This window comes from Enterobacter sp. E14S, from assembly GCF_055666685.1.
The window spans coordinates 950,393-970,101 of sequence record NZ_JBVODQ010000001.1 but is presented as its reverse complement, the minus strand read 5'-3'; the positions used below and the strand labels follow the sequence as shown (position 1 = coordinate 970,101).

At 56.5% G+C, this 19,709-nt stretch carries 16 protein-coding genes and 1 pseudogene; 6 read left to right on the top strand and 11 right to left on the bottom strand.

Features of this window, described 5'->3' with window-relative positions; translation table 11 throughout:
• Nucleotides 1-6: 6 nt before the first annotated feature.
• Nucleotides 7-1,539: a SpoVR family protein gene (locus ACZ6J2_RS04605; protein ID WP_023293929.1), complete on the bottom strand. Its 1,533-nt coding sequence runs from the start codon at nucleotides 1,537-1,539 to the stop codon at nucleotides 7-9.
• Between the two features lie 321 nt (nucleotides 1,540-1,860).
• Here ACZ6J2_RS04605 and ACZ6J2_RS04600 point away from each other — a divergent pair, with 321 nt between their 5' ends.
• A complete protein-coding gene (locus tag ACZ6J2_RS04600; protein WP_032658462.1) occupies nucleotides 1,861-3,159 on the top strand; it encodes a D-amino acid dehydrogenase in 1,299 nt (432 codons plus the stop codon).
• Between the two features lie 9 nt (nucleotides 3,160-3,168).
• Nucleotides 3,169-4,239, top strand: coding sequence for a catabolic alanine racemase DadX (dadX, locus tag ACZ6J2_RS04595; RefSeq protein ID WP_039263625.1), 1,071 nt, complete (start codon nucleotides 3,169-3,171; stop codon nucleotides 4,237-4,239).
• 90 nt (nucleotides 4,240-4,329) lie between these two features.
• On the opposite strand, the gene ACZ6J2_RS04590 is transcribed toward dadX, so the two are convergent.
• A complete protein-coding gene (locus tag ACZ6J2_RS04590) occupies nucleotides 4,330-6,063 on the bottom strand; it encodes a potassium/proton antiporter (protein ID WP_471724955.1) in 1,734 nt (577 codons plus the stop codon).
• A gap of 97 nt (nucleotides 6,064-6,160) precedes the next feature.
• Complete coding sequence (gene ldcA / locus ACZ6J2_RS04585; protein ID WP_471724954.1) at nucleotides 6,161-7,075, bottom strand: muramoyltetrapeptide carboxypeptidase; 915 nt, start codon at nucleotides 7,073-7,075, stop codon at nucleotides 6,161-6,163.
• Between the two features lie 107 nt (nucleotides 7,076-7,182).
• Between ldcA and emtA the strand changes: the two genes are divergently transcribed.
• On the top strand, nucleotides 7,183-7,794 hold the full coding sequence (gene emtA, locus ACZ6J2_RS04580) for a membrane-bound lytic murein transglycosylase EmtA (RefSeq protein ID WP_064672703.1): 612 nt from the start codon (nucleotides 7,183-7,185) through the stop codon (nucleotides 7,792-7,794).
• 37 nt (nucleotides 7,795-7,831) lie between these two features.
• Here emtA and ycgR read toward each other — a convergent pair.
• Nucleotides 7,832-8,562, bottom strand: a pseudogene (gene ycgR, locus ACZ6J2_RS04575) (flagellar brake protein YcgR).
• A 208-nt stretch (nucleotides 8,563-8,770) separates the two neighbouring features.
• On the opposite strand from ycgR, the gene ACZ6J2_RS04570 reads away from it, so the two are divergent.
• Both ACZ6J2_RS04570 and ACZ6J2_RS04565 read left to right on the top strand, forming a co-directional pair.
• The gene (locus ACZ6J2_RS04570) at nucleotides 8,771-9,025 is read left to right on the top strand and encodes a GlsB/YeaQ/YmgE family stress response membrane protein (RefSeq protein ID WP_008502662.1); all 255 of its coding nucleotides are present in this window, start codon (nucleotides 8,771-8,773) and stop codon (nucleotides 9,023-9,025) included.
• Nucleotides 9,026-9,137: 112 nt separating this feature from the next.
• Nucleotides 9,138-11,240 carry a TonB-dependent siderophore receptor gene (locus ACZ6J2_RS04565; RefSeq protein WP_471724952.1) on the top strand — a complete coding sequence of 701 codons (2,103 nt, stop codon included), beginning with the start codon at nucleotides 9,138-9,140 and terminating at the stop codon, nucleotides 11,238-11,240.
• A gap of 496 nt (nucleotides 11,241-11,736) precedes the next feature.
• On the opposite strand, the gene ACZ6J2_RS04560 is transcribed toward ACZ6J2_RS04565, so the two are convergent.
• Nucleotides 11,737-13,413 carry an alpha,alpha-trehalase gene (locus ACZ6J2_RS04560; RefSeq protein ID WP_471724951.1) on the bottom strand — a complete coding sequence of 559 codons (1,677 nt, stop codon included), beginning with the start codon at nucleotides 13,411-13,413 and terminating at the stop codon, nucleotides 11,737-11,739.
• Nucleotides 13,414-13,515: 102 nt separating this feature from the next.
• A complete protein-coding gene (locus ACZ6J2_RS04555) occupies nucleotides 13,516-14,472 on the bottom strand; it encodes an AraC family transcriptional regulator (protein ID WP_471724950.1) in 957 nt (318 codons plus the stop codon).
• A gap of 115 nt (nucleotides 14,473-14,587) precedes the next feature.
• On the opposite strand from ACZ6J2_RS04555, the gene ACZ6J2_RS04550 reads away from it, so the two are divergent.
• Complete coding sequence (locus ACZ6J2_RS04550; protein WP_047647475.1) at nucleotides 14,588-15,775, top strand: MFS transporter; 1,188 nt, start codon at nucleotides 14,588-14,590, stop codon at nucleotides 15,773-15,775.
• 48 nt (nucleotides 15,776-15,823) lie between these two features.
• Here the strand turns inward: ACZ6J2_RS04550 and ACZ6J2_RS04545 are convergent, their stop codons facing one another.
• The 5 genes from ACZ6J2_RS04545 to ACZ6J2_RS04525 all read right to left on the bottom strand — a co-directional run bounded on the left by ACZ6J2_RS04545 (nucleotide 15,824) and on the right by ACZ6J2_RS04525 (nucleotide 19,580).
• Nucleotides 15,824-16,303 (bottom strand): Hcp family type VI secretion system effector, encoded by a 480-nt coding sequence (locus ACZ6J2_RS04545; protein WP_471724948.1) that lies wholly within the window; start codon nucleotides 16,301-16,303, stop codon nucleotides 15,824-15,826.
• On the bottom strand, nucleotides 16,304-16,525 hold the full coding sequence (locus tag ACZ6J2_RS04540) for a hypothetical protein (protein WP_471724947.1): 222 nt from the start codon (nucleotides 16,523-16,525) through the stop codon (nucleotides 16,304-16,306). It lies immediately after the preceding gene.
• Nucleotides 16,525-17,229: a hypothetical protein gene (locus ACZ6J2_RS04535; protein WP_471724946.1), complete on the bottom strand. Its 705-nt coding sequence runs from the start codon at nucleotides 17,227-17,229 to the stop codon at nucleotides 16,525-16,527. Before ACZ6J2_RS04535 ends, ACZ6J2_RS04540 begins: the two co-directional genes overlap by 1 nt.
• Nucleotides 17,230-17,510: 281 nt before the next feature.
• Nucleotides 17,511-18,521, bottom strand: coding sequence for a type I glyceraldehyde-3-phosphate dehydrogenase (gene gap, locus ACZ6J2_RS04530; protein WP_047061064.1), 1,011 nt, complete (start codon nucleotides 18,519-18,521; stop codon nucleotides 17,511-17,513).
• 78 nt (nucleotides 18,522-18,599) lie between these two features.
• Nucleotides 18,600-19,580, bottom strand: a complete 981-nt coding sequence (locus ACZ6J2_RS04525) for a GlxA family transcriptional regulator (RefSeq protein ID WP_471724944.1) — start codon at nucleotides 19,578-19,580, stop codon at nucleotides 18,600-18,602.
• Nucleotides 19,581-19,709: the final 129 nt, after the last annotated feature.

Genomic DNA, 19,709 nt, shown 5'->3' with positions numbered 1-19,709 from the left:
GCGTCACTACAGCGTATTCAACCGCGCCGGGCAACGTTCCAGCAGCTCGACGCTCCCGTCTTCATTCTGCTGCTCCAGCTGCACGTCAAAGCCCCACAGGCGATGCACGTGCTTCAGCACCTCTTTACGCCCTTTATCCAGCGGCGCGCGATTGTGCGGAATATAGCGCAGCGTCAGGGAGCGGTCACCGCGCAAATCGACGTTCCATACCTGAATATTCGGCTCAAGATTGCTCAGGTTGTACTGGGAAGAGAGGCGAGAGCGGATCTCACGGTATCCCTCTTCGTTATGGATAGCGGAAATCTCCAGATAGTTGTTGCGGTCGTCGTCCAGCACGGTGAAGAAGCGGAAATCACGCATGATCTTCGGCGACATAAACTGGCTGATGAAGCTCTCGTCCTTAAAGTCGCGCATCGCAAAGTGCAGCGTTTCCAGCCAGTCAGAACCGGCGATATCCGGGAACCAGTACTTGTCTTCCTCCGTCGGCGACTGGCAGATGCGCTTAATGTCCTGGAACATGGCGAAGCCAAGCGCATACGGGTTTATTCCGCTGTACCACGGGCTGTTGTAGGGCGGCTGGAACACCACGTTGGTATGGCTGTGGAGGAATTCCATCATGAACCGCTCGGTCACTTTTCCCTCGTCGTACAGATGGTTGAGAATGGTGTAGTGCCAGAAGGTCGCCCAGCCTTCGTTCATGACCTGCGTCTGCTTTTGCGGGTAAAAATACTGGCTCACCTTGCGCACGATGCGCAGGATCTCACGCTGCCACGGCTCCAGCAGCGGAGCGTTCTTCTCCATAAAATAGAGCAGGTTTTCCTGTGGCTCGGACGGATAGCGACGCGCTTCGGCGATCGTTTTTTCCTCCTCACGCTTCGGCAGGGTTCGCCACAGCATGTTCACCTGGCTTTGCAGGTACTCTTCGCGGCTCTTCTGCCGGGCTTTCTCCTCCTGCAGGGAGATTTTCTGCGGACGTTTGTAGCGGTCTACGCCGTAGTTCATCAGCGCGTGGCAGGAGTCGAGCAGTTTTTCCACTTCGTCCACGCCGTAGCGCTCTTCGCAGTCGGTAATGTATTTACGGGCGAAGATCAGGTAATCGACGATGGAGCTGGCATCCGTCCAGCTGCGGAACAGGTAGTTATTCTTGAAAAATGAGTTGTGCCCGTAGCAGGCGTGCGCCATCACCAGCGCCTGCATGGTAATGGTGTTCTCTTCCATTAAATAGGCAATACACGGATTGGAGTTAATCACAATCTCATACGCCAGCCCCTGCTGGCCGTGCTTATACAGTCGTTCAGTTTCAATAAATTTTTTACCAAACGACCAGTGCGGATAGTTAATCGGCATCCCGACGCTGGAGTAGGCGTCCATCATCTGTTCGGACGTAATGACTTCAATCTGATGGGGGTAGGTATCCAGACGATACAGCTTTGCGACCCGGTCGATTTCGGCGAGGTAAACATCCAGCAGCTCGAAGGTCCAGTCGGGTCCATCGCTCAGACGTGTGTTGTCCTTGTTCAGGGAATCAATAGTAGCCATTAGCGCGCCCTCGTTGTGGGTGCTCTCTCTGTCTGGAGAGCCTCCTTTCAAGCATAGATCAACGTGTTAAAAAGCGTGCTGGGGCAGAAATTTTTTCTTTGCGATTTCGCGTTTTTGATACGGCAAAAAAACGGTATGTCTCAGCATATTATGCTGGTTAAAAATAACGCGCAGCAGGAGATCCCAAATTAGCACTATCCCCTGATGCTGGGGGATGTGTGAGGTAAGTCACCATAAAAAAGTCGTATGTTGAATAATATTTTCAACTAGGTTATCAATCTGTAATTAGAAGATTGTTCTTTTGCACATAATGGAGTGGCTATGCGTGTTGTCATACTGGGAAGTGGTGTCGTTGGGGTAACCAGCGCCTGGTATTTAAGTCAGGCGGGACATGACGTAACCGTTATCGATCGTGAATCCGGTCCCGCGCTTGAAACCAGCGCGGCGAACGCCGGGCAAATCTCTCCGGGGTATGCGGCGCCGTGGGCTGCGCCGGGCGTTCCGCTGAAAGCGATTAAATGGATGTTCCAGCGCCATGCGCCGCTGGCCATCAGCCTTGACGGCACGCAGTTCCAGCTGAAGTGGATGTGGCAGATGCTGCGCAACTGCGACACCCGGCACTACATGGAGAACAAAGGGCGCATGGTGCGTCTGGCGGAATACAGCCGTGACTGTCTGAAAGCGCTGCGCGCGTCGACGGGGATTGAGTATGAAGGCCGCCAGGGTGGTACGCTACAGCTGTTCCGCACCGAGCAACAGTACGAAAATGCCACCCGCGATATCGCCGTGCTGGAAGATGCCGGCGTACCGTACCAGCTGCTGGAAGCCAGCCAGCTTGGCCAGGTTGAACCGGCGCTGGCGGAAGTGGCGCATAAGCTGACGGGCGGCCTGCGCCTGCCGAATGACGAAACCGGCGACTGCCAGCTCTTTACGCAGCGTCTGGCGCAGATGTGCGAGCAGGCGGGGGTGAAGTTCCGCTTTAACACCTCCGTCGACAAACTGCTGTCGGAAGGCGAAAAAATTTACGGCGTGAAGTGCGGCGACGAGGTGATCAAAGCCGATGCCTACGTGATGGCGTTTGGTTCGTACTCCACCGCCATGCTGAAAGGCATTCTCGACATTCCGGTTTATCCGCTGAAGGGCTACTCGCTGACCATTCCGGTGAAAGAAGAGAGCGGCGCCCCGGTGTCGACCATTCTGGACGAAACCTACAAAATCGCCATTACCCGCTTCGACAACCGCATTCGTGTGGGCGGCATGGCGGAAATTGTTGGCTTCAACACCGAACTGCTGCAGCCGCGTCGTGAAACGCTGGAGATGGTCGTGGGCGATCTCTTCCCGCGCGGCGGTTTTGTTGAGCAGGCGACGTTCTGGACCGGCCTGCGTCCGATGACCCCGGACGGCACGCCGATCGTAGGGCGCACGCCGTTTAAAAACCTGTGGACAAATACCGGACACGGCACGCTCGGCTGGACGATGGCCTGCGGATCGGGCCAGCTGCTGAGCGACCTGATTTCCGGGCGCACGCCGGCAATTCCGTTTGACGATTTAAGCGCCGCGCGCTATCAATCGGGGTTTACGCCTTCGCGTCCACAGCACCTGCACGGCGCGCATAGCTAAGGAGTTGTCATGTCCCGTCCTGTTCTGGCCCAGCTGAACCTGCAGGCCCTGAAGGATAATCTGCAAATTGTTCGTCGGGCAGCCCCGGGTTCGCGCGTCTGGTCGGTGGTGAAAGCGAATGCCTACGGCCACGGTATCGATCGTATCTGGAGCGCGCTGAGCGCGACCGACGGTTTTGCGCTACTGAATCTGGAAGAGGCCATTCTGCTGCGCGAGCGCGGCTGGAAAGGGCCGATTCTACTGCTGGAAGGATTCTTCCATGCGGACGATCTGCCGCTGCTGGATAAGTACCGGCTGACCACCAGCGTACACAGCAACTGGCAGATTAAGGCGATCCAGGATGCGAAGCTCCATGCTCCGCTGGATATCTATCTCAAGGTGAACAGCGGCATGAACCGCCTGGGCTTCCAGCCTGAGCGGGTGCATACGGTGTGGCAGCAGCTGCGCGCCATGAAGAACGTGGGCGAAATGACGCTGATGGCGCATTTTGCCGACGCGGAAAAACCCGACGGTATTGCCGATGCCATGGTCCGCATTGAGCAGGCGGCAGAAGGGCTGGATTGCCCGCGCTCGCTGTCGAACTCGGCGGCCACGCTGTGGCATCCCGAGGCGCACTATAACTGGGTGCGTCCGGGGATCGTTCTCTACGGTGCGTCTCCCTCAGGCCAGTGGCAGGATATCGCCAACAGCGGCCTGAAGCCGGTCATGACCCTGCGCAGTGAAATCATTGGCGTGCAGACGCTGAAGGCCGGGGACACGGTGGGCTACGGCAGCCGCTACCGGGCAAAGGGCGAGCAGCGGATTGGCATCGTGGCGGGCGGTTATGCAGACGGCTACCCGCGCATCGCGCCGACCGGCACGCCGGTTTGGGTCGATGGGGTTCGCACGGGAACGGTGGGCACCGTATCTATGGATATGCTGGCCGTTGACCTGACGCCATGCCCGCAGGCGGGCATTGGCTCACCGGTAGAGCTGTGGGGTAACGAAATCAAAATTGATGACGTGGCTGCCGCGGCGGGCACGGTGGGGTATGAATTGATGTGCGCGCTGGCACCAAGAGTGCCGGTTGTGACGGTGTAACTTATGTTAGCCGGGTAGCGCTAACGCTTACCCGGCCTACGTCGAGGGTTTTGTAGGCCGGGTAAGGCGAAACCGCCACCCGGCAAAAAACTACTCCGCTTCCTCTTCCATCGGCCTTAAACCGACTTTCCGCACCGCATTATCTTCTTTTTCGGCAACGGTCCAGATCATCCCGGCAAACTCAACCTGATCGCCTACGACCGGGGCAGCGCCAAGCCGCTGCTGGATGATTTCGCCCAGCGTTTGCGGGTTATCACCGTCTTCAGCACCTTCATCCAGACCGTAAATCAGCGCCACATCCGCAAATTTAGCGCTGGCTTCCAGAATAAAATCGCCGAAGAAACGCTGATCCAGCGCCACCGGAGGCGACTGGCTGAACAGCTTGCCCAGCGCGGGCAGGTCGCGCTCGCGGCCAATGACGCAGAGAATATCCCCTTCGCGCAGGCGGGTGCTGCCGGTAGGGTGCAGCAGGACATTATCGCGGAACAGGGCGGCAATGCGCGTTTCGGCCGGCATGTGCAAATCGCGCAGCGAGGCCCCCACGCACCATTTGTCGGCGCTCAGCTGATAGACGAACTGTTCCCACGGGTTCTCCGGGTGAATGTCGAGCCCCACGCGGGAGACCGGCCAGCCCACGGGAGGCACCACCACTTTGGCTTTTTTCGCCGCCCACCCGAGCGAGGTTCCCTGGAACAGCAGGGAAATCAGCACCACGAAGAACGCCACGTTAAAGAACAGCCGCGCGTTATCCAGGCCGGCCATCATCGGGAACACCGCAAGGATAATTGGCACCGCGCCGCGCAGCCCCACCCAGCTGATAAAGACCCGCTCGCGCAGGTTGAAGCCGCGAAACGGCAGCAGGCCTGCAAATACCGACAGCGGACGGGCGAAGAAGATCATCCACGCGGACAGCAGCAGCGCCGGAACGGCGATCGGCAGCAGGTCCGATGGCGTAACCAGCAGGCCCAGCACCAGGAACATGCCGATTTGCGCCAGCCACGCCAGGCCGTCGAAGTTCTGCAAAATGGCATGGCGGTTGCGAATAGGGCGGTTGCCCATCAGGAACCCGCAGAGATAGACCGCGAGAATGCCGCTGCCGTCCACTGCGGTGGTGACGGCAAAAATGAGAATGCCGCCGCTCAGCGCCAGCAGGGGGTAAAGTCCCGCCGGCAGCGAGATGCGGTTGATCATCTGCTGTAACAGGTATCCCCCCGCCAGGCCGATAACAATCCCCAGCCCGAACTGCTGCAGAATATGCCAGACGAACATCCAGCTCAGGCCCGTCTCGTGCTGCTGGATCATTTCAATCAGGGTGATGGTGAGAAACACCGCCATCGGATCGTTACTGCCGGATTCAATCTCAAGCGTGGAGCCGACGCGTTCGTTAAGCCCTTTTCCGCCGAGCAGGGAAAACACCGCTGCCGCATCGGTTGAGCCCACGATGGCGCCAATCAGCAAACCTTCCATGATATTGAGATGGAAAAGCCACGCGGCCATCATCCCGGTGAGGCCAGAGGTAATCAACACGCCGACCGTGGCGAGCGACAGCGCAGGCCCTAAGGCCACGCGGAAGGAGCTCGCCTGGGTGCGCATCCCGCCGTCCAGAAGGATCACCGCCAGCGCGAGGTTACTCACCATGTAGGCGAAGGGGTAGTTATCGAATGGGATACCGCCAATGCCATCAATGCCGGCCAGCATGCCGATGGCGAGGAAAATGACAAGAATAGGTATGCCGAGACGCGATGAAAATGAACTTAATAAAATACTGCTGGTTACAAGGACGGAACCCAAAATGAAAAGGCTGATTATCGCTGCGGCATCCAATGTTCTCTTACTCCCACCTCAATGTTAACGCTGTTACTAAAACCCTAACATATTAACAACGGCAACAGCGTTTTATTAAGGGGGTATAACGGCTTTTTTATGCCTTTATGACAGGATGACCGCTGATGGTCAGCCGACTGCCGGAATCATTGTGGATCAGGGTGGCGTGCGCCCCCAACGCCAGGGTCACGGTTTGCTGCTCATGGCCGAAATCGAGACCGGTGATGACCGGAATATCCAGCCGCGAGCGAACGAAGTCGACCATGGTCTCCAGGGAGTAACCCGCGTCATAGTCATTCGGGGCAGAGCCGCTGAAGCTGCCCAGCACAATCGCGGACTGGCGTTCAAGAATACCGGCATGATAAAGCTGCAATAGCATGCGCTCGACGCGGAACGGATGTTCGTTGATATCTTCCAGCACCAGAATGCCGTTCTCGATTTGCGGCATCCACGGCGTGCCGATGAGCGAGACCAGCATCGCCAGATTGCCGCCCCAGAGCTGGCCTTCACATTCCCAGTGCGGTCCATTGCCTTGCCACTCCACGCTGTAGGTGGAATTGCGCAGCGCGCGCCAGAAATGTTCCACGGTAAACGCATCCAGCTCCGGTGCGCCGAAGTTACCGGCCAGCATCGGACCGCTGAAGGTGATGACGTTATGCAGGGCCAGCAGCCCAAGCTGGATGACGGTGAAATCGCTGTGGCCGCAGATCAGCAGCGGATCCTGCTGCTGGCGCAGCGCCAGCCCCTGCCAGTCAATGCTCTCCAGCAGCCGGCTCGCGCCATATCCGCCTCGCACCGCAAGCACAACCCGGTTTTCGCCCGTCAGGTTCACCAGACTATTGATATCATTCAGCCTCTGCGCTTCGGTACCGGCAAAACGCTGCTGGCGGCGGGGGATAATCGTCTGATTTTCTACCTGATGGCCAGATTCCAGCAAACGCTGAACGCCCCGCTGCGCCGCGTCCTGGTTAATGCAGTAGCCCGACGGCGCGATGAGATGAAACTGAGACATGGCAATTCCTTGCTGAATGAGAAACTAATTGTCTATATCATGCCGCTTATACGCTGCCTGCTTCAAGAGGCGGCGCACCGCGATGACCGGCTATAAGGATAGATGACGTGAAATTGAGATGGTTTGCTTTTTTGATTGTGTTGCTTGCTGGCTGTAGTTCAAAACATGATTATCAAAACCCGCCCTGGAACCCGGAAGTACCGGTGAAACGGGCCATGCAGTGGATGCCGATCAGTGAGCAAGCCGGGAAGGCCTGGGGCGTCAGCCCGCGTCTCATCACGGCGATCATTGCGGTGGAGTCCGGCGGTAATCCCACGCTTGTCAGCAAATCTAACGCGGTGGGGCTGATGCAGCTTAAAGCGTCAACGGCGGGGAGAGAGGTTTATCGCTACATGGGCTGGAACGGCCAGCCGTCGACCAGCGAGCTGAAAAATCCGGAACGCAACATTTCAATGGGCACGGCCTACCTGAGCATTATGGAGCATGGCGTGCTGAAGGGGATTAAGGATCCAGAGGTGATGCAGTACGCGCTGGTGGTGTCTTACGTTAACGGTGCCGGTGCGTTGCTCAGAACCTTCTCCTCTGACCGCAAAGAGGCGATAGAAGAGATTAACGACATGGACAAAGACGAATTCTTTGAACATGTGGCGAAAAATCACCCGGCACCACAGGCGCCTCGTTATATCTGGAAAGTGCAGAAAGCGATGGATGCCATGTAATGCCGCAGACGGGCGGCGGTCACGCTGCCCGATTTCTTTACAGTACCTTATTTGCGCGTTCCCGCGCTCCCGCTCCAGGGAATAGATAATACGCTGAAGCTCACGCTCTGCGCCGGGCCCGACGTTGAGGAAACGAAAGCTCAGACGCGGCGTGGTGATGGTTTCATTTTTGCTGTCCACGACGGTGCGGTCGCTGATGGCAATCAGCTGCGCATCGAAATAAAAGCGACCCCAGCCCCCCATATCCAGTTCAATTTGCGTAAACCGCATGCCCTCTACCAGCCCGTCCGGTTTCGGCGTGTCCATCAGCGCGCCCATGCCGCCCAGCGACAGATCGAAGAGGCGGAAGCGGATCTCTTTTTTGTCAGGCATTTTGGCCTTACAAAAATAGGCGGGATGGAGCGGGGCGCTGATGCGGAAATATTCACGACGCTGAACAAACCAGAGATTGGTCGGAAGCGGGGTAACAAAAGCCGGCAGTCCCTGGTATTCGCTCAGTTCCAGCCGCGACAGGACAAACTCCACTTTGGCGCCCTGCGTTTCGGCCATCACCGCGATATTCTCCGCTTTCAGCGCCGCGCGGTTTTCATACTCCTGACTGCCTAAATCAATCACCAGCCGATCCTGCGAGGCGTCAAGGATCTTGCTGATGAACTGATTATTCGACCAGCTGATGCGCAGCGGCACTTCACCTTTTTGCAGGTCGCGTAATACCCCTAATACAGCCAGCGGATTTTGCTTGAGGAACTGCTCACTGTAATGACTCACGCCGGATGGCTCCTTGATTGATGACAGACTGTCTTAGCGTTATCGGCAATCTGCAATGAAACTTAATACAAACCGGTGAGTTTTTTTTGCCTGTTTAAGCAAAGATAAGTCGGTGAGATGAAAATGGTTTTCCGGCGATGACCTATACTTAAGTTAGCTGTGCAGAAGGTTTTCTGCGCACGCGTTAAACCTGCAAGAGGGCATCGCTATGGGTATCATCGCCTGGATTATCTTTGGTCTTATTGCTGGCGCTATCGCTAAACTGATCATGCCGGGAAACGATGGCGGCGGCTTTATTTTGACCTGTGTACTCGGGGTCGTTGGTGCGGTTGTGGGCGGCTGGCTGGCGACGATGTTTGGCTTTGGAGGCAACATAAGTGGTTTCGACCTGCACAGTTTTCTGGTCGCTGTCGTGGGTGCCATTGTGGTGCTGGGCATATTCAGGTTACTGCGACGAGCATAAATTGACATGAACGGCTCTCTGCGGAGGGCCGTTTTTTTGCCTGAGTATTGATTTGTTAATCTAAATGATAATAATTGTCGTTCCGTATTGCATCTAACAACAAGACGACATTATGAATACCTCACGTTTTACGCTTTGCGCCCTGGCAGGGGCCGTCACGCTGGCATTGCAGGTCCCGGCGTTCGCCGAAGAATCCACCATTGTCGTCACGGGCTCAGAGCAGGGCAGCGCGCTGCCGGCCTGGACGAACAGCGCCACCAAATCGGCCGTTGCCGAAGGTAAAACGCCGCAGGTCATCACGACCCTCTCTGCGCCGGAAATTGAAAAGCGTCACGCGAATTCGGTGAATGAAATCCTGCGCTATGCCCCGGGCGTCTCAACCGAGGTGCGGGGGAATACCTCCTACATGAGCGAATATAAAATTCGTGGCTTTACCGTCGACCAGGAGTTCTACAACGGGCTGCAGCTGCCCTATAACGTCACCGGCAATACCAAAGCGCGCATCGATCCGCTGCTGATCGACAGCGTTGATATCCTGAAAGGCCCGTCATCGGTCCTTTACGGCGGCGGTTCGCCGGGCGGGCTGGTAAATATTCAAAGTAAAAAACCGCAGCGGGAAGCCCGAACCGAAATCGGCGTTAACACCGGAAACCGTAATCTGAAAGAGGGCTATCTCGATTCAACCGGGCAGATTTCCGACAGCGACTGGAACTACCGTCTGCTGGGCAAAGCCACAGAAAACGACGATCAGCCGCACACCACCCGGTATGAAAACTACCTGGTTGCGCCGTCCGTCACCTGGCAGCCGGACAGCAAAACCCGCCTTACCCTGGACGCGCTGGCGCAAAACAGCCCGAGCCTGACGCCGTCTAACCCGCTGCCGCTCGCCTACCTGCGCTCAAACTATGCGGGCAAGCGCGATTATGCCGGAGACGAATGGAGCGGGTTTAAGCAGCGTCAATGGATGCTGGGCTACAGCTTTGAACATGAGTTTGACAGCGGCTGGGGCTTTAATCAGAAAGCGCGCTATTTCGATATCGATACCCACCAGCGCAGCGTCTACGCGACAGGGACGGGAAGCGAGGCGTATCAGCTCAACCGCTTTGCCTATACCACCGATGAAGACCTTAAGAGCTTCAACATCGACAACCAGGTGACCAAAACCGTTGCGCTGGGCGAGTGGAAACACCATCTGCTGGCCGGGTTTGACTATCAGAAGCTGAACTCCCATTTCCACTATCGCTACGCGTCGGCCACGCCGGGTATCGATATGCGTCATCCTGACTATTCGCAGATCCAGGAAAGCGCGCTGGGGCTGTATACCGCCCAGAAAAACCGTCTCAGCTATCAGCAGAACGGCTATTACTTACAGGATCAGGTAGAGTTTGGCGGCCTCAACCTGCTGGGCAGCCTGCGCTACGACGATTACCGCTCCGTCACCACCAACTACCTGCAAAATGGTGATAAAGCCTGGGTATCGCAGGACCGCGTCACCAAACGCCTGGGCGCGCTTTACGCCTTCGATAACGGGATTTCGCCGTTTATCAGCTATTCAGAAGGTTTTGCGCCGGTCTCACCGCAGGGCACGCTCGTGGCGAAAGACGTCAAACCGACCACCAGCAAGCAGGTGGAAGGCGGGGTGAAATATCTGCTGGCCGACTACGCCACTACCTTTACCGCCTCGGTGTTTAACATCCGTCAGAAAAATGTCGTCACCTCCGATCCGGGATTCCTGAACTATCGTCAGACCGGGGAAGTGGAATCCAAAGGGGCAGAGCTGTCCGCCATCAGCCGTCCGACGGACAACCTGACGCTGATTGCCAACTATGCGTACACCCACGCGATCAACCGGGAAGATGACAAGTACAAAGGTAAACGTCCAACGCAGGTGCCGGAGAATGCCTTTAACCTCTGGGGGGATTACACCTTTGACAACACGCCGCTGAAAGGACTGATGCTGGGAGCGGGCGCACGCTACACCGGGCCGATGGAAATCTCTCCGGCAAACGATGCGGGTAAACTGGGCGGCACCACGCAGTACGATTTGGCGGCCTCGTACCGGATGGGCGAAATCCTGCCCTCGCTGGCAGGGCTAACGCTCAAAGCCAGCGCGCAGAACATCACCAATAAAGAGACGCTGACCTGCTACGATGCGACCAACTGCTGGATTGGACGTGACAGGACGTATCAGTTAGGGGCGAGTTATAGCTTCTGACGATCGTTTCTCTTTCCCGGCGCAGAGGGATTTTCAGTAAATTTTTAACCAGTAGCGATTCTGATTTTTAAAGTGAAACGATTTATTCGCAGCGACGCCATGGTCCGGCTGTAAATCGCTGAGGCGTTTCCTGCAGGCCGGGGCGAGGCGCAGGGATGCGCCGAGAGGGCGGGCTTTACAGGGACGTTACCTCCGCCCGTCCCCGATAAGCCGGAAGGAATAAGACGAGGGCACCGCGAAGCGGCGATTTACCGCCGGGAGCCCGGGTTGCCAGGGTGGTGGCGATTGAGCCACCCTGGCACGTTCACAGGCCATGTCGTTAAAGAGTAGCAAGGAACATAAAGTGAACGGAATGACCACCGCAGCCGTATGTTCCCCTCACCCTACCCCTCTCCCCAAAGGGGCGAGGGGATTGTTCGCTACTCGCATTAATTTGTGAGGATTAGAGCCAGCACGCGTAGGCCGGGTAAGGCGTAGCCGACACACGGCAATACCCTCACTGCGCCGCAGCTTTCACCGGCGCAGCCTCATCATTCGCCGCAGGCTGATTCTCCGGCACGCTGTCGCACGGTTTTGCTTTCGGACAGACCCGATCCAGCATTTTCAGCGTCACGCCGTTGCTCCAGCCGAAGCCGTCCTGCAGCGGATACTCGCCGCCGCCGCCGCCCGTACCGGTTGTCGACACGTCATACTTCTCGACCAGTTTCTTTTCGCGGTCGTAAGTATGCTGAACGTTCTTCAGGAAGCGCCAGGTCACGTCCATCGAGACCTTCTCCTGTCCGTAATTCTGCAGCCCTTCCGCGGCCACCCACTGCAGCGGGGCCCAGCCGTTTGGCGCATCCCACTGCTGGCCGCTATTGACGGTGGTGGTCGCAATACCGCCCGGTTTCAACAGGCGCGATGAGGTTGCCGCGGCGACTTTATCGGCCCGGTCCTGCGCGGCCGCCTTCACGTAAAGCGGGAACAGGGCTGCCGCCGTGAGCTGATTACGTACCTTCTTGCTCTTGAGATCGTAATCCGCGTACCAGCCCTCTTTATCATTCCACAGGTGGCTCTCGATGGCTTTCTGACGCGCCGTCGCCAGCGCCTCGTATTTGCTTGCGCTGGCGGCGTCGCCGCTCTCCTGGCTTGCCCGCGCCAGCAGTTTTTCCATCTTGAACATCAGGGCGTTCAGGTCCACGGGAACAATGCTGGTGGTCCGGATGGTGCCGAGCTTTTGCGGATCGTCCATCCAGCGGGAGCTAAAGTCCCAGCCCGAGGCAGCAGCGGAACGCAAATCACGGTAGATCTCGGTCGCAGGCCGGTTAGGGTTACTTTTGGCGGTATTCACGTCGTCAAGCCAGGACTCCGGGCGCGGGGTGTCGCGGTCGTCCCAGTAGCGGTTGAGGATAGCGCCGTCGTCCAGCTTCACCACGCGTTTGTTAGCCTGCCCCGGCTGAAGGGCGTCGACGCCGTCCATCCAGTAGGCATACTCTTTCTCCATCTGCGGGCGGTACTTCTTCAGCGCATCGCTGTCGTGGGTCGCCAGCAGTTCAACCATCATTGAGAAAAACGGCGGCTGGGAGCGGCTCAGGTAATAGCTGCGGTTGCCGTTGGGAATGTGGCCGAAGGTATCAATCTCATACGCAAAGTTATCCACCATGTCGCTGATTTTGTCCCAGTGATCGCTCTCTGCCAGGCCCAGCATGGTGAAATAGCTGTCCCAGTAGTAGACCTCGCGGAAACGTCCGCCGGGCACAACGTAAGGTTTCGGTAACGGCAGAAGGGAATCCCATTTGTTGCTGGCTTTATCGGTGGTGCGCGTCAGCACGGGCCAGAGATCGTCAATGTGCTCACGTAAACTTTGTCCAGCAGGCGGAACATATTTTTCCCCTTCCGCAGGGAGCGTAAAGTTCATCTCGACAAAGTGGCGTAAGTCAAAGCTGGACTGCGTGTGCTGCATCCGGTAGTCCGCCAGAATCATCAGCGGGTCGCTTTTGGGGACGGCATCAGCAAAGGTTTTCTGATCGGGAAACAGTTTGGCGCTCTGCACATCGTTAAACAGAGGGCCCAGCAAAATATCGGGTGAGGTTGTCTGGGCATCGTCGGCATAACCGCAAGTCGTGACGCCGAGCAGCGCGCCTCCTAACGCAAGGGGCAAGAACGCGGGGCGTAGTGTACGAGGTCTTATCATCAGTTCGTCTCCTGTCTTCACTAAACAGCGTGACCGCTGTTGTCAATCACCTGAAAACCTTAGACGAATATTGCCCGCTTCGCGTTAATAATTGCCTGCCCGTCAGACCTCTTCCGGCGTCTGGCTGGCTTCCCGCAGCGTGCCCGGCGCATGTCCAATGATGCGCTTAAACGCCCGGCTAAACGCCGCCAGAGAGCCGTACCCCAGCCGCAGCGCGACGGTTTCAATCGGCTGATTTTCGTGGCGAATGTACTGGATGGCAAGGCGCATCCTCAGCTCGCTGAGATATTTTGCCGGGGTGGTTCCCGTCGCGGCCAGAAACCGTTCGGCGAACACGGAACGGGACGTGCCCGCTTCTTTTGCCAGATCCGCCACGCTCCAGTTCAGGCCGGGCTGCTGGTGCATGGCGTAAATGGCCCGGCTCAGGCGCGGGTCGCGCAGAACCTGCACCCAGCCGGTGGCTTTACCGCAGCCGCCTTCAACCCAGCCGCGCACGATTAACGCGGCCACCACGTCGGCCAGACGCGCAAGGATCCCGGCGTACCCGGCCTGACGCGCCACGGATTCCCGCTCCATCGCCGCCAGCAGCGGGTGGATCTCCGGCCAGGTGGACATCAGCCGGCTGACCATCATCACTTCCGGCATCGCCTTGATCAGCGGCTGCATCCCGCCCAGCTCAAAATCCATGCACCCGCTAAAGATGATGGTGTTCTCGCTTTCCGGGCAGGGTTCGCAGGTGATGGCACACACCGAGCTGCAGATGGGCTCGCTGGGAAAGGCATTGACGGGCGTAATGGTTGCCCGCTCGTCAGAGAGCAGGGCATGAGAATTACCGCAAGGAATAAAGAGGGCGTCGCCGCTGCTCAGTTCGAACGTTGCACCGCTTTCCATTCGCAGCAGGGCGCTACCGTGGCTCACAAAATGAAACTGCGCCCTACCGGGCGCCTGATGGAAGGCGACGCCAAACGGCGCGCTGGCCTGGATCCGCCGGTATTTCACACCTGACAGACGCATGCCGCGTAAAAGTTCGCTGATCAGATCGGGTGACTGTACTGTCATGGCGCAACTCCGGACGAATAATCAATAAGTGGAGATTATATGTCATAGATCGTCCAGGGTGAACCTTCTATGCTTTTGCGACAGTTGTCACATTTTTATAACGGGAGAAAAACAGATGAATTCATGTGTCGCGGCGAGCGAAGCGGTAGCGCCTGCAAAACCCGCCTGGCGGGCCGTCTATTCACTGGGGCTGGGGGTGTTTGGTTTGATTACGGCAGAATTTCTGCCCGCCAGTCTGTTAACGCCGATGGCCGCGAGCCTGGGCGTAAGTGAGGGAATGGCCGGACAGGCCGTCACCGCCACCGCGCTGGTGGCGCTGGTGACCGGACTGCTGATTACGCCGGCGACCAAAAGCATCGACCGCCGCTGGGTGCTGATGTTTTTTTCGGTCCTGCAAATTATCTCCAGCCTGCTGGTGGCCTTTGCGCCGACGCTGCACGTCCTGCTGATGGGACGCCTGCTGCTGGGGATAGCCATCGGGGGATTCTGGGCGATGTCGACGGCGACCACGATGCGTCTGGTTCCGGCGGATAAAGTGCCGAAGGCGCTGGCGGTGATCTTCTCCAGCGTATCGATAGCCACGGTGGTCGCGGCGCCGCTGGGTAGCTACCTGGGCAGCCTGATCGGCTGGCGCAACGTCTTTGTGCTCTGCATTCTGCCGAGCATGCTGGCGCTGCTGTGGCAGCTCTGGGTCCTGCCGTCCATGAAGCCGGAGAGCAGCGGCAGCCTGAGTACGCTGTTCCGCGTGCTGCGTCGTCCGGGGATGATCGGCGGCATGCTGGCGACCATCCTGATTTTCAGCGGCCATTTCGCCTTCTTTACCTACCTGCGCCCGTTCCTGGAAACGGTGGGGCAGGCGAGCGTTGAGACCATTTCGCTGATCCTGCTGGGCTTTGGGCTGGCCAACTTTGTCGGCACCTCCGTTGCCGGGCATCTGCTGGCACGAAATCTGCGCCTGACGCTGGCGCTGGTGCCGTTCGCAATGGGCGTTCTCGCGCTCACGATGGTGGCGTTTGGTCATCTGGCGATGCTGGACGGGTTCCTGGTCGCGCTGTGGGGCTTTGCATTTGGTCTGGTTCCGGTGGGCTGGTCAACCTGGCTTGCCACTACCGTTCCGGATGAAGCCGAAAGTGCAGGCGGGCTGCTGGTAGCCTCAATTCAGCTGGCAATCAGTGCCGGTGCGGCCGGGGGCGGGGCGGTATTTGATCTCAACGGCGCCAGCGGCGTATTCGCCGGAAGCGGGCTTCTGCTGGTAACGGCGATGGTGATTGTGTTTATGGGGGTGAAAGTGAAAGCAGAGTGAGCCTTTTCCCTCTCCTTGGGGAGAGGGACATCAAGGGTGTTCATTGTTCTATGCTGTTGCTCTTTCATTCCAGGTGTCTTTAAACATGATATTCCCGTCGCAATATTTCCATTCAATCGATTCATAGCGGACTTCAACTTCTTCCATATGCGCACTTGCGATACCGAGCGGGTGCAATACTGGCGAGATCCTTGTTATTTTGACGTTTTCCAGAGTGATATTGAAGTATTCGCGCTCAATACCGGCGTCATCAATTTTATACATTTTGATTAATGCCGTCTTGAAGGTTTTACCTGTACATACGGCACGAAAAAGATGGGGTGTAATGCGATCTATTTCTTTTTCAAAGGTGATTGGAACATGAAGGCGTGTCCCGGTTAGTTTTCCCGTGTTGGAACTGGTCGGGATCCAGACGGAGTGGTTAAGCGATTTTAGTTCAGTAGAGCCCAATCTGGTAGGCATTAAACACTCGCCTGAAACGGGCGCGTTATTTTCATCAGTAAACCATATATGTGCTGGTGTAGACATTTATTGATCCTTTGTTTTGTAACGAAATGCAATGAAGTACACAGCTAATACAATAACCCCAACGATTCGTAGTGCAATTTTTTCGTTTTCTATAAAACTCACCACGACAGCACCGAGAATGATGGCGAATATTCCAGTGCCATACCAAAAAAAATCATCCATAATGTCTTGTAAGAAACTTTTTAAAAATTGTTTCAAAAATGCTTTTATCGATTGCCACATTATCGCATCATTCTATTCAGCGCATCAGCAATTTCGCTATCGGATGCAGTGTTTAAGTTAAGATAACCGGCTTTCATTATCACCGGTTCAATAAGGAAATACATCATTTCCAGCTTTTCAACATACAGCGCATGGTAAAATAACGGCTGAAATTTTTTAAGTGTATTTGCGCTGTCTGCCGCATGCTGAACTATAGCGTAAAGGTTTAATACGGTAATTACACCTCCTGTGCTCAAACCAACCTTTCTCATAAATGCACTTTTTACGGCCGCGTTCATTTTATTACCATAACAGATGTATGACGTGACGGCATAAATCAAACCGCTCTTAGATACTTGCTTTACTGAATAGTTTGTTGTAAATGGTATTAATTTTTCGAGAATAATTTTTCTTTGAATAATGGATCTGTTCTGAAGCATCGTTTCAATATAAATCCTTACCATTCTAAAAATTACATCTCTATGCTTAACAAGTTCAGCGACTCCTGCTAAAAACCTCAAATCTTCCGAACCCAATTTTTTACAGACATCCTGATAATTATCAGTGAAGCAAGAGGTATAATAAAGCAATCGCGTGGTCGCATCGCCAAGATTATTTAAATATTCTATGGCACCGTCCTTTACCCCCGCGACGGCACGATCGAGCCTTAATGCAAGATCTTTATTGGAACCAATTCTTTCTATAATTTCCTTGCTGTAATACATAATATGTCCCTGTTGTGTGCAGGGTGTATCATGGTCTACGTTATCGACTAAGGACAGTGATCGGACTCGCACTTTTAAACGTAAAATAAAGAATAAATATTAACCTATTTTCTAAGTTAATTGGTGCGTTTTTATAATTGATGCGATGAATTAGAAAGAGTTAAATAATCTTGAGATTATTAAGAATTATATATTCAGCGAGGAAGGGGGAGATATTACTGAATGATGACATAATTTGTAGGCCGGGTAAGCGCATGCGCCACCCGGCATTACGGTAAGACTTACAGCCCTTTCTTATCCATCCACACCGCCAGATCCACCAGACGGTTTGAGAAGCCCCACTCGTTGTCATACCACGCCAGGATCTTCACCATGTTCCCGCCAATCACCAGCGTGGAAAGCCCGTCGATAATCGAGGAGCGTGGGTCGCCCTGGTAATCGCTGGAGACCAGCGGTTCATCGCTATAGCCCAGAATACCTTTCAGAGGCCCGCTGGCGGCCGCGTTGCGGAACGCCTCGTTCACCTCTTCGGCGGTTACGTTACGGCTCAGCGTTACCGTTAAATCCACAATCGACACCACCGGCACCGGCACGCGCAGGGAGTACCCGGTCAGTTTGCCGTCCAGAGAGGGGATCACTTTCCCCAGCGCTTTTGCCGCGCCGCTGGAGTAAGGCACAATCGACAGCGCCGCCGCGCGCGCGCCGCGCAGATCTTTCTCCGGCTGATCGTGCAGCGCCTGGCTGTTGGTGTAGGCATGCGTGGTATTCATCAGGCCATGCTCAATCCCGAACTGCTGATGCAGGACCTGAGCGGCCGGCGCCAGGCCGTTCGTGGTGCAGCTCCCGTTACTCACCACCGCGTGACGGGCGGGATCGTACTGCTCGTGATTAACCCCCATCACAATCGTCAGGTCGTCGTTCTTCCCGGGAGCGGAAATGATGACGCGCTTGGCGCCGCCGTGGGTGATATGCACCGCCGCTTTTTCCCGCTCGGTAAAGAAGCCGGTGGCCTCAATCACCACGTCAACGCCGACGTCACGCCACGGGATATTCGCCGGATCGCGTTCGCTAAATACGGCGATTCGCTGCCCGTCTACCTGCAGCGCGCCGTCTGCCGCTTCAACGGGCGCGGGAAGCGTGCCCAGAAGGGAATCATGTTTCAGCAGGTGGGCGAGGGTTTTACTGTCCGTCAGATCGTTAATGGCCACAATCTGCAGATCCGGGTTGCCCAGCGCCGCGCGCAGGAAATTACGTCCGATACGGCCGAAACCGTTAATACCGACCTTAACCATGGTGCACTCCTTATCTCTGTTGTCTGGAGTCACTGTAGGCGTCGGGCCGGTTGGCGTAAACGACAAAAAAGGATCAGATTACGCCATTTTGCGGCAGTGGAAGCGCTGGCGGTACTCGCCGGGCGTGAGGTGGAGCTGTTTCTCAAAGATGCGGCGCAGGTTAATGCTGGTGCCAAACCCGCTTTGCTCGGCAACGCGCTCAAGGGAGTCATGGGTCTGCTCAAGCAGCTGGCGGGCCGCGGCCAGACGCGCTTCGGTCACGTAGCGGGCCGGAGAAACTCCCGCGTCGCGGGTAAACACGCGGGTGAAATTACGCGGGCTCATTGCCGCTTTCTCGGCCAGATTTTCCACGCACAGGTCGGCGGTCAGGTTTTGCAGGATCCAGGTTTGCAGCTCGCCTATCGGACCGGATGTGCCGGGCTGCTGCAGGCTGTAACGGCTGAACTGCAGCTGGCCGCCGGGACGGCGCAGATACATCACCATATCCTGCGCCACGTCGCGGGCGAGGGTAAATCCGTAGTCGTCTTCCACCAGCGCCAGGGTCAGATCGAACCCGGAACTCACGCCGCCGGAGGTCCAGATGGGGCCATCCTGAATATACAGCGGACCGCCTTCGACGTGGATAGCCGGATACTGGCTTTGCATCGTCTCCAGCAGCCGCCAGTGGGTGGTCGCGCGGCGACCGTCCAGCAGGCCGGTCTGGGCCAGCAGCATCGCGCCGCCGCAGATAGAGGCTACCCGCCGGGCGTGCGGCGCAGCGAGGTGCAGCCAGTCCACCACCGCCGTGCTTTCCTGCTCGTTCATCCCGCGTCCGGTGATGATAATGGTGTCCAGCGGTTCGCGCGGATCCAGCTCCGGCAGACGATAGTCCGCCAGCAGGTTCAGGCCGGACTGGCCGTGGATCACCTGGTGAGGCTGCGTGGTGGCGATGATAATCCGGTAGCGGGGGTGGGAAAGCCCTTCCGGATGCAGCCGGTTGGCCTGCATCAGAATGTCGGCGATACCGGCGGCTTCAAAGAGCATTCCGCCGTCGGGAACAATAATCAGGATCTTCTTCATGTCCTGAAAAGTACCTTTATCACAGAATAAGTCAAGCAGCGCGTGCACCCCACGTTTCTGGCAAAGCAATGCGATTTAAGTTCTTTGTTATTTCAGGCGTTATCCACGATCGTCAGAGAATTATCTCTG

Bases quoted from the DNA above. Each gene is read 5' to 3' on its own strand.
- ACZ6J2_RS04605 (WP_023293929.1), bottom strand. From the start codon at position 1,539: ATGGCTACTATTGATTCCCTGAACAAGGACAACACACGTCTGAGCGAT.
- ACZ6J2_RS04600 (WP_032658462.1), top strand. From the start codon at position 1,861: ATGCGTGTTGTCATACTGGGAAGTGGTGTCGTTGGGGTAACCAGCGCC.
- dadX (WP_039263625.1), top strand. From the start codon at position 3,169: ATGTCCCGTCCTGTTCTGGCCCAGCTGAACCTGCAGGCCCTGAAGGAT.
- ldcA (WP_471724954.1), bottom strand. From the start codon at position 7,075: ATGTCTCAGTTTCATCTCATCGCGCCGTCGGGCTACTGCATTAACCAG.
- ACZ6J2_RS04570 (WP_008502662.1), top strand. From the start codon at position 8,771: ATGGGTATCATCGCCTGGATTATCTTTGGTCTTATTGCTGGCGCTATC.
- ACZ6J2_RS04565 (WP_471724952.1), top strand. From the start codon at position 9,138: ATGAATACCTCACGTTTTACGCTTTGCGCCCTGGCAGGGGCCGTCACG.
- ACZ6J2_RS04560 (WP_471724951.1), bottom strand. From the start codon at position 13,413: ATGATAAGACCTCGTACACTACGCCCCGCGTTCTTGCCCCTTGCGTTA.
- ACZ6J2_RS04555 (WP_471724950.1), bottom strand. From the start codon at position 14,472: ATGACAGTACAGTCACCCGATCTGATCAGCGAACTTTTACGCGGCATG.
- ACZ6J2_RS04550 (WP_047647475.1), top strand. From the start codon at position 14,588: ATGAATTCATGTGTCGCGGCGAGCGAAGCGGTAGCGCCTGCAAAACCC.
- ACZ6J2_RS04545 (WP_471724948.1), bottom strand. From the start codon at position 16,303: ATGTCTACACCAGCACATATATGGTTTACTGATGAAAATAACGCGCCC.
- ACZ6J2_RS04540 (WP_471724947.1), bottom strand. From the start codon at position 16,525: ATGTGGCAATCGATAAAAGCATTTTTGAAACAATTTTTAAAAAGTTTC.
- ACZ6J2_RS04535 (WP_471724946.1), bottom strand. From the start codon at position 17,229: ATGTATTACAGCAAGGAAATTATAGAAAGAATTGGTTCCAATAAAGAT.
- gap (WP_047061064.1), bottom strand. From the start codon at position 18,521: ATGGTTAAGGTCGGTATTAACGGTTTCGGCCGTATCGGACGTAATTTC.
- ACZ6J2_RS04525 (WP_471724944.1), bottom strand. From the start codon at position 19,580: ATGAAGAAGATCCTGATTATTGTTCCCGACGGCGGAATGCTCTTTGAA.